11 protein-coding genes are annotated in these 13,413 nt (G+C 44.1%); 7 read left to right on the top strand and 4 right to left on the bottom strand.

The annotated features are described in order from the left end of the window. Positions 1-27: 27 nt before the first annotated feature. Positions 28-786 (bottom strand): polyphosphate--glucose phosphotransferase, encoded by a 759-nt coding sequence (gene ppgK, locus ACQ76V_RS14565; protein WP_441001244.1) that lies wholly within the window; start codon positions 784-786, stop codon positions 28-30. A 9-nt stretch (positions 787-795) separates the two neighbouring features. Next, on the bottom strand, positions 796-4,197 hold the full coding sequence (gene secA, locus ACQ76V_RS14560) for a preprotein translocase subunit SecA (RefSeq protein ID WP_441001243.1): 3,402 nt from the start codon (positions 4,195-4,197) through the stop codon (positions 796-798). Positions 4,198-4,416: 219 nt separating this feature from the next. Between secA and rpmH the strand changes: the two genes are divergently transcribed. From rpmH to ACQ76V_RS14530, 6 genes are all read left to right on the top strand, one after another. Further along, the gene (gene rpmH / locus ACQ76V_RS14555) at positions 4,417-4,572 is read left to right on the top strand and encodes a 50S ribosomal protein L34 (protein ID WP_441001242.1); all 156 of its coding nucleotides are present in this window, start codon (positions 4,417-4,419) and stop codon (positions 4,570-4,572) included. Positions 4,573-4,603: 31 nt separating this feature from the next. Further along, positions 4,604-4,987 (top strand): ribonuclease P protein component, encoded by a 384-nt coding sequence (locus ACQ76V_RS14550; RefSeq protein WP_441001241.1) that lies wholly within the window; start codon positions 4,604-4,606, stop codon positions 4,985-4,987. Beyond that, on the top strand, positions 4,984-5,208 hold the full coding sequence (gene yidD / locus ACQ76V_RS14545; protein ID WP_441001240.1) for a membrane protein insertion efficiency factor YidD: 225 nt from the start codon (positions 4,984-4,986) through the stop codon (positions 5,206-5,208). The genes ACQ76V_RS14550 and yidD overlap by 4 nt, the downstream gene beginning before the upstream one ends. Positions 5,209-5,230: 22 nt before the next feature. Beyond that, positions 5,231-7,045, top strand: coding sequence for a membrane protein insertase YidC (yidC, locus tag ACQ76V_RS14540; protein ID WP_441001239.1), 1,815 nt, complete (start codon positions 5,231-5,233; stop codon positions 7,043-7,045). Positions 7,046-7,155: 110 nt separating this feature from the next. Further along, a complete protein-coding gene (locus ACQ76V_RS14535) occupies positions 7,156-8,079 on the top strand; it encodes a type I restriction enzyme HsdR N-terminal domain-containing protein (protein ID WP_441001238.1) in 924 nt (307 codons plus the stop codon). A gap of 79 nt (positions 8,080-8,158) precedes the next feature. Further along, a complete protein-coding gene (locus ACQ76V_RS14530; RefSeq protein ID WP_441001237.1) occupies positions 8,159-9,493 on the top strand; it encodes an aminopeptidase P family protein in 1,335 nt (444 codons plus the stop codon). A gap of 40 nt (positions 9,494-9,533) precedes the next feature. On the opposite strand, the gene ACQ76V_RS14525 is transcribed toward ACQ76V_RS14530, so the two are convergent. Beyond that, positions 9,534-11,153 carry a UDP-N-acetylmuramoyl-tripeptide--D-alanyl-D-alanine ligase gene (locus ACQ76V_RS14525; RefSeq protein ID WP_441001236.1) on the bottom strand — a complete coding sequence of 540 codons (1,620 nt, stop codon included), beginning with the start codon at positions 11,151-11,153 and terminating at the stop codon, positions 9,534-9,536. 174 nt (positions 11,154-11,327) lie between these two features. Between ACQ76V_RS14525 and ACQ76V_RS14520 the strand changes: the two genes are divergently transcribed. Further along, complete coding sequence (locus ACQ76V_RS14520) at positions 11,328-12,335, top strand: sugar phosphate nucleotidyltransferase (RefSeq protein WP_441001235.1); 1,008 nt, start codon at positions 11,328-11,330, stop codon at positions 12,333-12,335. 77 nt (positions 12,336-12,412) lie between these two features. On the opposite strand, the gene ACQ76V_RS14515 is transcribed toward ACQ76V_RS14520, so the two are convergent. Then, the gene (locus ACQ76V_RS14515; RefSeq protein WP_441001234.1) at positions 12,413-13,345 is read right to left on the bottom strand and encodes a cation diffusion facilitator family transporter; all 933 of its coding nucleotides are present in this window, start codon (positions 13,343-13,345) and stop codon (positions 12,413-12,415) included. Positions 13,346-13,413: the final 68 nt, after the last annotated feature.

Genomic DNA, 13,413 nt, shown 5'->3' with positions numbered 1-13,413 from the left:
TATCTAATTAACAGTTTCATGCCAACGTTAACGGTTTAACAATTGATTGTTTCTGTGGGCAGCAACCATAGCCGCTCCCACAATACTGGCATCATTCAAAAAACTGGCTGCTTTAAATGTGGTATTAATTTTGATAAATGGAAACGTTTTGTCTGCTTTTTGGCTTAACTGTCCCCCCAAAATAAACAGGTTGGGATGAAATATTTTTTCAAAGTGTTCCAGGACGAGCTGCAGCCGTTTGGCCCACGTTTTTTTGCGAATACCTTCTTCTTTACGGGATTTATTTGAGGCACGCTCTTCAACGGTTATACCTCGAATTTCCATAAGTCCCAGCTCGGTATTGGGTACAAGATTTCCATCCATAAAAACAGAAGAACCGATACCGGTACCTACGGTAAGTACAATCGTTACGCCCTCCTGATTTTGGCCGGCCCCGAAGTGCATCTCGGCCAGACCGGTGGCATCGGTATCGTTAATCACACAAAATTCGTTTTCGGTAATCTCCGTAAAAAGCTGTTCGGCATTGGCATCAACCCACGAATCGTTGATGCGTTTTGCTGATAGTACAATGCCTTTATTTACCGGTGCGGGAAAGGCACAACCTACGGGGCCATCCCACTTGAACTCCTTGCTAACAATCTGATGCATCTTAGCAAGAATCTTATGGGGCGTGGTGTCATCGAGCGGAGGCGTGCTTTTTCGTTCGGATATTATTTCTCCTTTTTCGGTGTCTACAATACACCCCTTAATGCCGTAGCTGCCAATGTCTATTCCTAAGACTTCCATACGTAATTGCTACTTCTCAATAAGAACCCAGCCCTTTTCATCAATCATGCGCTTGGCCTTTTTCCATTTGATATCAATGACTTCGCCGCTGTCCATATTCTGAATTTTCACATAGTCGTTACGACCGGGTTCTTCTTCAACGGTAACAGGCTGCGGTTTCTGATCACTCCGCTGTTGTTGCTGACCCCCGTTTTGCTGTGCCCCGGACCCAGCCTTAAAGCCCATGTTCGTGGCATCAGAATGCTCGGTTTTAGCGCGATTCATATCAACCTTGGCACGCTCTTCGGGCGCTTGCTTCATTTTCTCTTCGTCAGCCTGCATTTCCGGAATCGCCTTCCAAATCAGCGATATAGCATCCTGGTTTATCTCATCCAGAAGCTGCTTAAACATTTCAAAGGCCTCACGTTTGTATTCCAGCAACGGATCTTTTTGTCCGTATGCACGAAGCCCGATACCCTCTTTCACAGAATCAAGTTCACGAAGGTGATCCATCCATTTACTGTCGATGGTCGAGAGCACTGCCGTACGTTCAAGGGCCCGTGCCACTTCCTTGCCTTCGTTTTCATACGCTTTTTCAACATCCACAACTACCCGCAGTCGACGAATACCATCAGTAAAAACAACCTGTACCTTCGTCGGTTTATTTTCGGCATCCGACTCTTTGATGTTTTTGATAACCTGAAACAGCGGCTTGGAGATCATCTCCTCTTTCTGACGATACACCTCATAAGCACGCTCGATAATATGATCAATAAGCACATCAGGCCCCATCTTGCCCATCTCTTCTCGATCGAGCTTTATATCGACCGCTAAAAATCGCAGAATCGTATCACGCAGTTGATCAAGTTCTCCTTGTGGATAATGTTCTTCAACAACACTTTGTACGAGATCTTCGAGCATATCATAAATATCGCTTCGAAGCTCATCACCCTCCAATGCATGTTTGCGTCTTTTGTAGATCACTTCACGCTGATTATTCAGCACATCATCATACTCCAACTGCTTTTTACGAATGCTAAAGTTGTTTTGCTCAACCTTGCTTTGGGCACGTTCCAGTGATTTCGTAATCCAGGAGTGGGTGATGGGTTCGCCTTCCTCAAAATTCAGACGCTCCATTACATTGGCTACACGATCCGAGCCAAAGAGCTGCATCAGATCATCTTCAAGAGATACAAAAAACTGCGATTCGCCGGGATCACCCTGCCGACCCGAACGTCCTCTAAGCTGCAAGTCAATGCGTCGGGATTCGTGGCGCTCCGTACCAAGAATGGCAAGTCCGCCTTTTTCCTTAACACCCGGCGCAAGCTTAATGTCGGTACCGCGACCGGCCATGTTGGTAGCAACCGTAACGGCACCCGGCTGACCGGCATTTTCTACAATTTCACTTTCTTCAGCGTGATGCTTGGCGTTCAATACGTTATGGGGTATACCTTCGCGCTTAAGCATCCGGCTGATGGTTTCCGAAACGTCAACACTGGTAGTACCAACCAGCACCGGCTGCTTTTTTTCGTGATATTCACGAATGCGTTCGATAGCCGCATTGTATTTTTCGCGTTTAGTCCTGAAAACGAGATCCTCTTTGTCATCCCGAATTACCGGCTCATTGGTAGGGATGATCACAACATCAAGGTCATAAATTTCGTTAAATTCGCCTTCTTCAGTTGCGGCCGTACCAGTCATCCCGGACAGCTTATTATACATCCGGAAGTAATTTTGCAGCGTAATAGTTGCATACGTCTGTGTAGAAGCTTCAACACTCACATTCTCCTTGGCCTCAATGGCCTGGTGGAGCCCATCAGAATAACGGCGACCGGAGAGCACGCGACCGGTGTGCTCATCAACAATCTGGACTTTGCCATCCTGCACAATATATTCCTCTTCGCGCTCGAACAAAGTATAGGCTTTAAGCAGCTGGTTTACCGTGTGGATACGATCGCTGCGTTCTGCAAACAGGCGGTGTAGTTCATTCAGTCGTTTTTCACGTTTCTGGGCTACTTCCTGCTTGGCTTCTTCAATCTTTTCTTCTTTGTATTCTTCACTCCAGTCATCATTTTCTTTGATTTCTCGGATCTTTTCTTCCCGAAGCTCATCCATCTCTTCATCAAGATCAGTGGTTTCGGTTCCGAGATCGGGAATCACAAAAAACTCGTTGTCTTCATCAGCTTTGGTAATGAAATCCTGCCCCTTCTCGGTCATCTCGATGTTGTTCATCTTCATATCCACCGAGTAGTAGAGCACCTTATCCACTTCAGGTAATCGACGAGCATTATCCTGCAGGTAAAAAGCCTCCGTTTCCTGAACCAATTTTTGGTTTTCAGGAACCTGCATCATCTTGCGGAATTTCCTGTTCTTGGGAAATCCGCGCTGTGCTCGATACAAGGCAAGGCCGGCTTTTTCACGGTTTCCTTCTTCAAGATGCTCTTGACCTTCTTTTACAAGATTAGCGACCAGCTTTTTCTGGGCGCTTACCAGTGACTCAACCCGAGGCTTTAACTCTTCATACTTTTCCGACTGCGTATCTTCGGGGACGGGACCAGAAATAATCAGCGGCGTTCGGGCCTCATCAATAAGAATGGAGTCAATCTCGTCAATAATAGCAAAATTGTGATCACGCTGCACCAACTGCTCTGAGTTGACCACCATGTTATCACGCAGATAATCGAAGCCGAACTCGTTGTTAGTTCCATAGGTAATGTCTGCACGGTAAGCCTGACGACGCTGTTCAGAGTTGGGATCATAAAGATCAACACAGTCAACTTCGAGGCCATGAAAGTTGAACAATGGTTCGTTCCATTCGGCGTCACGTTTGGCCAGATAGTTATTCACTGTGACAATATGAACACCACGTCCACTCAGGGCATTGAGATAGGCCGGCATAATAGCAGCCAACGTTTTACCTTCACCTGTTTTCATTTCGGCAATTTTACCTTGGTGCATGGCAATAGCTCCGGCAATTTGCACGTCGTAGGGCACCATGCTCCATTCGTTCATATTGCCGCCAACCATCCATTTTTCGCCCAAAAATCGGCGACAAGTATCCTTCATCACCGCAAAGGCCTCAGGGAGAATCTCCTCCAGCACATCTTCAATAATATCCGTCTGTTCCTGTTCCAGATCATCTAACTCTTCAGCGAGTTCGCGGCGGCGGTTTACGGATAGCTCTTCATCACTATTAAGAGTATTCTTTAAAGACTGTATCTCTTCATCAACTTCTTTTTTCGCATCTTGAATTTTCTGACGGAACTTTTCTGTTTTCTGCTTAAGCTCCTCATCAGAAAGCTGATCCATGCCCTCATAGTGTTCATTTACTTCTTCAACGATGGGCCATATTCTTTTGAGATCGCGATCGCTTTTCGTTCCAAAAATAGAAGTTAAAACATCTCCAACCGTCTCGGTTAATGTATCGAACATAAAATAATACGGGTCTCGTGCAATTTTTGTTATTTGTGAAAGTTACAGTTTACGCAGTGCCTGTTCAAATTATTTAATGGCAGATAAGGTATTTAAAAATATCCACCATGATACCTACGCACCTAAAGTAACAGATAATTTAGTGTTCTTATTGTCTAATTTTATTTTTATTTTAGCGGACTATCTACGAATTGAATTTTCATAAACCGATTTTTAACAATGAAACGTACGTACCAACCAAGCAGCAAGAAGCGTAAATCCAAGCATGGTTTCCGTAAGCGTAACAGCAGCAAAAACGGAAGAAAGGTATTGAAAAAGCGTCGAAAAAAAGGACGCCACCGCTTAACGATAAGTGATGAGAAAGGACCGAAGTAATCGAACTTCTGGCTCTGGTAATGATACAACTTTGCCACGAGCAAAAATACTAAGGGGCCGGAAGAACTTTCAGCGCCTGTTTGAACAGGACGCAAAGATCATCCGTAACAACATTGTTGACTTACGGTTTAAGATTTTGGGAACGAATTCTTCCGGTTGCCTTATGGGATTTATCGTCAAAAAAAGCTTGGGTAAAGCGAATAAACGAAATCGCATGAAGCGGCTCCTCAAAGAAGCATATCGGCACCATCAGGATATCTTATCTGATACAGTTAAAAATACCGGTATCATGTTTCATGGAGCACTTATGGCCAAGACCATTGACGGCAATTACGCTGATGTTGAACAAGATATTATAGCTTTGCTTAGCAAAGTTCGAGATCAACTCTCTACTATTTCTCCCGGCCATTCATGAAGTATCTTTTTATAGCAATTGTACGCTTATATCAATGGGTCATTTCTCCATGGATGCCCAGCAGTTGCCGATATCATCCCACCTGTAGCAAATACAGTATCGAAGCATTTCAGAAACATGGGGCAATCAAAGGATTGTGGCTGACGGTAAAACGAATTGGGAGCTGTCACCCCTGGAGCAAAGGAGGACATGACCCAGTGCCGGAACCCAAAAATAATTAATAATATAGACTGAGGATTTCTTTTGGATCGTAATACTATAACAGGATTTATCTTAATCTTTTTAGTAATGGTTGCATGGACCTACTATTCCATGCCATCGGAACAGGAATTACAACAACGCCAAGCAAAACAGGCCCAGCAAGATAGTGTGGCAGCGGCTCAGGCCGACACTCAAACACAAGCAACTGAGAATATAGCACAGCAATCTCAGGAAGAGCCCATTCCCCAAAACGAGCAGCAGACACCAAGCCTTTCGGAAGACCGAGAGGAACAGCCCGAAATGGGAATGTTCTCTTCAGCCAGTATTGATGACACTACGAAACTTGTGGTCGATTCACCGCTTTACAATGCTACCTTTACCAATGTTGGCGCCGGCCCCTCCAAGATTACCTTCAAGGACTACCAAACATGGGATCATAAACCGGTTCAGATGATCAAAGATACTACAGAATCGGCATATTCATTGGGCTTCCTCACCAGTGAAAATTATAATGTTGAAACTGACGAACTCGTTTTTGAACAATTAACATCTGGTGATTCGGTCTCTATTGGAAAGAATGAAACTACCGAGATCAAATATGCATTGAATATCAGCGATGATAAACGCCTGGTTTATACCTATACCCTTTTTGGAGATTCACACGAAATTACACTGGATATCAATTTTGAGGGCCTCGACCGTGATATCATTGGCGGCAATGTTGATTTTGGATGGAAGTCTCCATTGAATTTTACCGAGAAAAACCCTGCTACTACCGAAGCCACTTACGCATCAGCCTATGTATATACCGGTGGAGAAATGGAGCAGCTTAAGCTGAGCGAAGCTGGACGCAATACGCAGAACTATAACGGATCTATTGACTGGGTAGCAACTCGGACCAAGTTTTTTACCCAGATTATAAAAACAGCTAACTCAACCCAAAGCGCTTTATTGGTCGGCGAACAAAGTGGAGAGACTGATCTTTCAACTACCGAACATCGCTACCGATCGTTTATAACAACCGATATTTCTCAAGAGGGCAGTGCTTCTTTTCACATGTTTGTAGGTCCGTTAGCCTATTATGCACTGCAAGATTATGAATCGACCACATACAACATGGTAGACACCGGCTATAGCTGGCTTAGCTGGATTTCAGACCCAATCGTTGAATATCTCGTCATACCCTACTTTGGTTTTGTTGATGGATATATGGGCTATGGACTGGCTATTGTTCTGTTCGCAATCTTGATTAAGATGGTGCTATATCCGCTGACCAAGAAAAGCTATCGCAGTATGGCTGCTATGAAAGAACTGCAGCCCAAAATGCAGGAGATCAAGGAGAAATATGCCGACGATCCCGAAAAGCAACAAAAGGCTACAATGAAGCTATATAAAGAAGAGGGTGTAAATCCGCTGGGCGGTTGCTTACCCAATCTTCTACAGCTCCCTATTTTGGTTACCCTTTGGCGCTTTTTCCAAAATTCTATCCTCATCCGTCAACAGGAATTCCTGTGGGCCAGCGACCTCTCAGCGCCAGATTATATTTTAAGCCTGCCGTTTAGTGTTCCATTTTTAGGCGATCAGGTTGCAGGATTTGTATTGTTGATGACCGGTGCCATGATGGTACAAAGTAAACTCACCGGAGGCATGGGGCCCGGTGGTGGAGGCGGCGGTGCACCAGGGGGTGTGAACATGAAGGCGTTACAATATGTTTTCCCCTTTATGTTGCTATTTATTTTCAACAATTTCGCAGCAGGTCTTAGCCTCTATTATCTCATTTACAACGTGATGAATATTGCTCAACAGCTGATTATTTACCGTCAGCTTGATAAAGAGAAAGAAGCTGCTGCCGCATAGTTTCTAAGCAATAAATCTACATGCGAAAAAAGGCTCCGCAATCCGGAGCCTTTTTTATTTTGCGACTTCGAAAACTTGGCAGTTCATAAATCATCCCTATATTTGGCCTTATGGTAAGTATTGCGAAACATATTTATCCCCCCATAGTATGGCGTAACCGCGAGAAAAAGCTATGGAATCCCATCCATAAAAAAGCCCTTAAAAACTTACCCGAGGAACGAGTTCGCCTGCGAATTATGGAGGCTCTGATCAAAGCGGGATGGTCAAAACATCGCATATCAACCGAGGAAGCAATCGGACAGCTGGGAGATAAAGCAATGCGTACCGACTTGATCTGCTATTCGCAACAGTTTGAGCCCAAGCTATTAGTAGAATGCAAGGCAGAATATATATCCATATCTGCCAAAACGGCCCAACAGGTAGCAAGATATAATCAGAAGGTGGGCGCCCCCTATTTGCTGATGACCAACGGGAAATCCGATTTTTGGTATGCGATTGACAAAGAATCGGAGAACGTTCGAAAACTTGACCGCCAACCCGATTTTCTTAATAGAAAAGGAAAGCTGCCAAATTATGATTTTGATGACTGGAAAAAGAAAGGGTTTGCAGGCGACAAAGCGTCGCCGGATCTGCGTTTATGGCACGAAGAAACGTTACCTAATATTTGGCTTTCAGCGAAGGGATCAGAAATTCAGTTTTTGACCTTCAGTAACGGTCCGTCGGATATAGATCTCAATCATTATTATCGGATTGAGCATACAACCCAAAACAGACGCCTGGCTTTGACAACATTGAACACTGCTTTTGGGGGGAACCGATTGGTTGCTATCCTTAATGAAGATGATAACAACAAGGCCGTACTGGAAATTAATTTAGATGTACTTTTTGCCGGTAAAAAAGGGAACAGTTCGATGTATTCCCATCAAGGCATCCAAACGTTCGATCTCAACAATTATATAGATCTGCCATCCATGAACCAAGTTGATAATATTACAGAAACAATAGATGAACTATTTGCAACACATGTAGAATAATTTGAATTCGGCACAGTTTGATCGATACGATTTTTGCTGTAACTTCCACCTCCCATTTTCATTAAAATAATTTTGTACTATGCATCATTTACACCGTGAAAAACTATTTTCTTTGCTCGATGATGAAGAATCTGCCATTGTATATATGAAGGGGGCTGAACTCATGTACCGGAATGATACCGACTATGAGTTCCCCTTTCGCCAAGAATCAAATTTCTGGTACTTAACCGGTGTAAATGAACCTGATTTTCATTTAGTGTTGGATCTGAAAAATCAGGACTACCACTTATTTGCCCCTAAGCGCGATGCGCAGTATGCAGTATGGCACGGACGTGTAAAAACGAAAGATCATCTTCAAGATGAATACCAGCCTGATCATCTGCATTATGAGAGCAAGTTGCCACAGGTACTTAAAGATATCGATCCCGACAAAATCTACTGCCTAAACCAAGAACAGTCGGAATTTATCGAACAATTTGAGCGGGAGCTTCCCATCGACCTTGAAACGCTGGAAGATGCACTGACTCACTGTCGTGTATTTAAAACAGGTTGGGAGCTGGATCAGATGCGCGAAGCAGCACGAGTAAACAATATTGCTCATACAGCTGTACTGGAAGCGCTGGAGCCCGGAAAATATGAGCACGAAATGAAGGCTGTGTTTGATTATCATCAGATAAAAAATGGGTTAATGCAGGATGCCTACAACGGTATTTTTGCGGCGGGAGAAAACAGCGCGATTCTCCATTATGTAGAGAATAACCGTGAGATTAAAGACGGTGACTTGTTTTTAATTGATGCTGGATTTGAGTGCAATGGTTATTCTTCGGATTTTACGCGGACATATCCCGCCAATGGAGCCTTTACCGATTCGCAGGCCGAAATTTATGAAGCGGTACTGGAGGCCCAAAAACAAGTTATCGAAGCTTCAGAGCCCGATGTCAAGATGGAAGACCTGCACATTTTAGCAGCACGGGTAATGATGCAGGGACTTAAAGATGCCAATATTGTAAAAGGTTCGATCGACGATATTATGGAAGAGGATATTTTCGCGCTCTTCTTCCCACACGGACTCGGCCATTTTCTTGGACTCGATACCCACGACGTGGGCGGATATCCCAAGGGCGTAGAACGCATTGATCGTCCGGGCATTAAGTTCTTACGAACACGACGTACCTTACAACCCGGCATGGTACTTACAATTGAGCCGGGGCTCTACTTTGTACCAGCGTTATTAGAACCTGCACTTGAAGATGATACGGCTTCCAAGTTTTTGAATGCCTCAAAGCTGAAAGAGATGATGGATTTGGGTGGTGTTCGCATCGAGGATAATATTATAGTCACAGACGATGGATACGAAAACATGACGGATGTACCAAAAGAACGAGCCGATATTGAACAGGTGATGGCTGGATGAATTATTAGAAGGTATTATTTCTACTTATACCTTCTCTGTTTTATTCATTAAAACTATCCGGCAGATCGTTTTCGTAAAGCACCACGTCACCTTCACTCGCAAAATCCTGCATTGTACGGTTCGCTTCGTAAAGGCTGGCTACCGTTTTTACATTTTCCATATCAAAGCCGGTGGATGCAATACCCTCTCTGATAGGTTCTGTTTGGCTTTGACCAACTAAGATCACCAAGTCCAAACCGGCATTGCCGATCTGCTCACCAAATGCTCGATTTTTTTTCTCTTGGATGTCTCCCAACTCGATCATTCCCGGTGTAATAATAATCTTTCGGCCACTTTCAAAAGCCGCCAGTGTTTCGATGGCATTTTTCGCCCCAACGGGATTGGAGTTAAAGGCATCATCAATAACAGTGATCCCATTTTGTGATTTTAGCTCAAGTCGGTGTTCGACAGGCTCCATGCGCGAAGCTGCCATACTCATGGTAGTAAGTCGGAGTCCAAATGATTGAGCTACCCCCACCGCCAGCAGCATGTTTAGCACATTGTGTGAACCCAGCAATTGCATGGTAAATTCCTGTTCTTCCTTCTCATCTGATACTATAAATGACATGCCTTCAGGTCCATACTGAATATTACCAGCTCGGATATCACCGGATTCCAGCCCTATAAATATATACTCCAAATCATCGCGAATATCAGCCATAGCTGTAACGCGCTCATCATCAGCGTTAAGCACTGCTTTTCCGCCAGCCTTAGTACGCTTCACCAATGTGGATTTCGTTCGGGCAATGGCATCCTGCGAGCCAAAGGTTTCAAGATGTGCCACGCCAACATTGGTTACCACTGAGATATCTGGTTCAGCAATATCACAAAGTTCATCAATATTACCTTCGTAGCGGGCCCCCATTTCGAGCACCAGAACCTGGTGATGTGCTTCCAGATCGTTATTGATCACTTTGCAAATACCCATCGGCGTATTATAACTGCCCGGGGTAGAGCACACAGCGTAGCGTTCGCTTAACAAGTCACGGATCATAAATTTAGTACTCGTCTTGCCGTAGCTACCGGTAATAGCAATAACCGTTAGATCGGGCATCTGAGAAAGTTTCTGCTTGGCCAGCTTTATAAAGTGACGGTGCACGTAAGCCTCTATAGGCTTTGTTATCAATGCTGCTACAAAGATAAAGAACGGAACCAGTGCATTACCCAACACCCATCCGAATGATAGCAGATATATATCCGCAGCATAAAGTCCTGAGCTTTTTATACCCATCTCGGTAAAGGGAATATATCCCGCGTAGGCAATATAGGTAACCGCTGCGGGCATAAACAGTGAAAGCAGGCCGTAGGGTATGGTGAGGCGAATCATCCGCGGCGTAAAAACAAGCGGCTTTTTAGAATCTTCGCCGCCGTAGTATTTGAAGGGGCCAAACCAGGAAATCCCAAAAACAGACAAGATGATAATGGCGGCACTGCCGGTAACGGTGTTGGAGAGGAAAATCAGCAACACAAAAATAATGACATTATATAAAACGTGCTCAACGGTTATTACGCGCTGATTCCAGTGTTGGACAAGCCAGTGCCAAAATTCGTTGAGCTTATAGCCGTTCTGCTGAAAGATATGCAGAAAATAACGTCCTCGAAGTAAGGTATGACGTGCCATAACCAGCACGAAACCCAATATCAGGATATCAATAAAATTTAAATACCAGTTCAATATATAGCGGTTAGATTAAAGAGATAGCAAGTGATGAATGGTCGCTAAAGTTTGGAACTTCCGTTATATTAACGCGCTAAACAAGATAGATAATCTTTCATCTAAAATTCGTTCAAATATATGAAATTAATAATCCCAATGGCAGGTCGAGGTACGAGAGTTCGGCCCCATTCACATACCGTTCCCAAACCATTACTGCCCGTTGCCGGAAAAATGATTGTGGAACGTATTGTAGAGACGTTTGCGCGCACGCTTGACCGCAACATCGATGAAATTGTATTTATTCTTGGTCCCGATTTTGGTCAGGAGATTAAAGACGCATTGAAAGCAATGAGCGATCGCCAAAATGCAAAAGCGACGTTCCGAGTGCAGAAGACCGCCGAAGGAACAGCACACGCGGTATATTGCGCCGAAGAAGATCTCAGTGGCGAATGTATTATTGTTTTTGCAGATACTATTTTTGATATGGAAGGCTCCGTTTCTATTGAAGATGCCGACAGCGTTGTCTGGCTGAAAGAAGTAGAAGATCCCTCACGTTTTGGCGTAGCCGTTGAAAAAGATGGTAAAATTACTGATTTCGTTGAAAAGCCTGAGGAGCCGATTTCAAATCTGGCTATTATCGGCGTTTACTACTTTAAGGACGGTGCTGAGCTTAAAAAAGAAATTGAATACCTTCTGGATAGCAACATTCGCGGTAAGGGCGGTGAGTTTCAACTTACCGACGCGCTGGATCGGCTGCTAAAGGATGGCAAGCTGTTTAAGAAGGCTACAGTAGATCAGTGGCTGGATTGCGGTACGCTTCCTGCTTGGAGAGAGACTTCTGGGATTATTACCGAGAAAGAATATGAAGAAATTAACGAAGATCGTTTCCCCGATACCAAGATCATCCCACCCGTTTATATTGGCGATGATGTCGAGCTTGAAAACTGTATTATTGGTCCAAAAGCGAGTATTGCAGAGGGATCAAAACTTAAAAAGTGCACGGTTAAAAACAGCCTGATCCAGGAACATGCCACACTTGAAGACTGCAATATTGAAGATTCAACGATCGGTCGACATGTAGAGCTCAAAAATGTAGATCAGGAAGTGCATCTGGGCGACCACACAAAGATTGGTGTAAAAGTTTAGTTTATAATAGTGAGGTGTGAGTATTGAGCACAGTTTTATCTCAATACTCATCACCCACTACTTAATACTGTTAGCCATCAGATAAAATCTTCGAGCGGGCGATTCTGGTTGGCATCTTTTAGCGTATCATGCACTTCTTCGTGATGGCCTTCCGGCTCAAGATGGATTGTAACGATCACATCACTTCTTACCGCATTTATCAGACGTTTTTCGAGCAGTGTGGCGTCATCATGTGCTTCTTTTAGACTTACTTTTTCTTTAAAGACAGCGTGCAGCTCAATCCAGGTAGTATTGCCGGTCGTACGGTGACGCAAGTTATGAATCTCGAGCATGAATCCGGGAAGCTCTTTATCAAGTTCCCTGCGAATAGCTTTATCTACCGCCGGGTTACGAGAATCCATAAGTCCATCTACCGAATATTTAAGTAGCTTAAATCCTTCGTACATAATATAAAACGCCAGTGAAATGGCTACGACCGAATCCAGAATATAGAAATCCGTAAACTTGATAATCAGCAAGGTAACCACTGCACCGGCGCTGGTCCATACATCGGTAAGGGTATGTTTGGCATTGCTGACAACGATCATATTTTCTTCTTGCCTGCCTATTTTTAGCAGGTAGCTACCCAACGCAAAGTTTATGACACCGGCGCCGCCAATAAGATAGACACCGGCCATCAGCTCGCGCAGGTTGTAACCATATAAATAGTTTTCGACCGATTGATAAATAATTATGATGCCGGCAGTAATGATAACAGCGCCCTCAATTCCCACGGATAAAAATTCTACGCGCTCGTGCCCGTACATGTGTTTTTCATCGGCAGGTTTCGTACTCAGCAACAATCCATAATACACAAATGCAACAGCAAGCACATGAATAACAGATTCTGCGGCATCCGACAGAGCAGTATTGGATCCCGTAATCCCAAAACCGGTGACTTTGAGCGAAAGAGAAAGGACCGATACCAGCAGACTAATGCGTAAAGCCGTTTTAGCAGGGGATGTTTTCACTAATTATTGCGGTAACTATTGGTTATAAAAAGGGTTCAAAGATTACACAAAGAATACCTGAAAGCAAG

Origin of the sequence: Fodinibius sp. SL11 (genome assembly GCF_052060035.1) — a bacterium.
Lineage (GTDB): Bacteria > Bacteroidota > Rhodothermia > Balneolales > Balneolaceae > Fodinibius.
The sequence above is the reverse complement of the archived record's forward strand: the minus strand, read 5'-3'. Positions and strand labels throughout refer to the sequence as shown.

Coding starts and splice junctions, on each gene's coding strand:
- ppgK (WP_441001244.1), bottom strand. CDS start 786: ATGGAAGTCTTAGGAATAGACATTGGCAGCTACGGCATTAAGGGGTGT.
- secA (WP_441001243.1), bottom strand. CDS start 4,197: ATGTTCGATACATTAACCGAGACGGTTGGAGATGTTTTAACTTCTATT.
- rpmH (WP_441001242.1), top strand. CDS start 4,417: ATGAAACGTACGTACCAACCAAGCAGCAAGAAGCGTAAATCCAAGCAT.
- yidD (WP_441001240.1), top strand. CDS start 4,984: ATGAAGTATCTTTTTATAGCAATTGTACGCTTATATCAATGGGTCATT.
- ACQ76V_RS14535 (WP_441001238.1), top strand. CDS start 7,156: ATGGTAAGTATTGCGAAACATATTTATCCCCCCATAGTATGGCGTAAC.
- ACQ76V_RS14530 (WP_441001237.1), top strand. CDS start 8,159: ATGCATCATTTACACCGTGAAAAACTATTTTCTTTGCTCGATGATGAA.
- ACQ76V_RS14525 (WP_441001236.1), bottom strand. CDS start 11,153: ATGGCACGTCATACCTTACTTCGAGGACGTTATTTTCTGCATATCTTT.
- ACQ76V_RS14520 (WP_441001235.1), top strand. CDS start 11,328: ATGAAATTAATAATCCCAATGGCAGGTCGAGGTACGAGAGTTCGGCCC.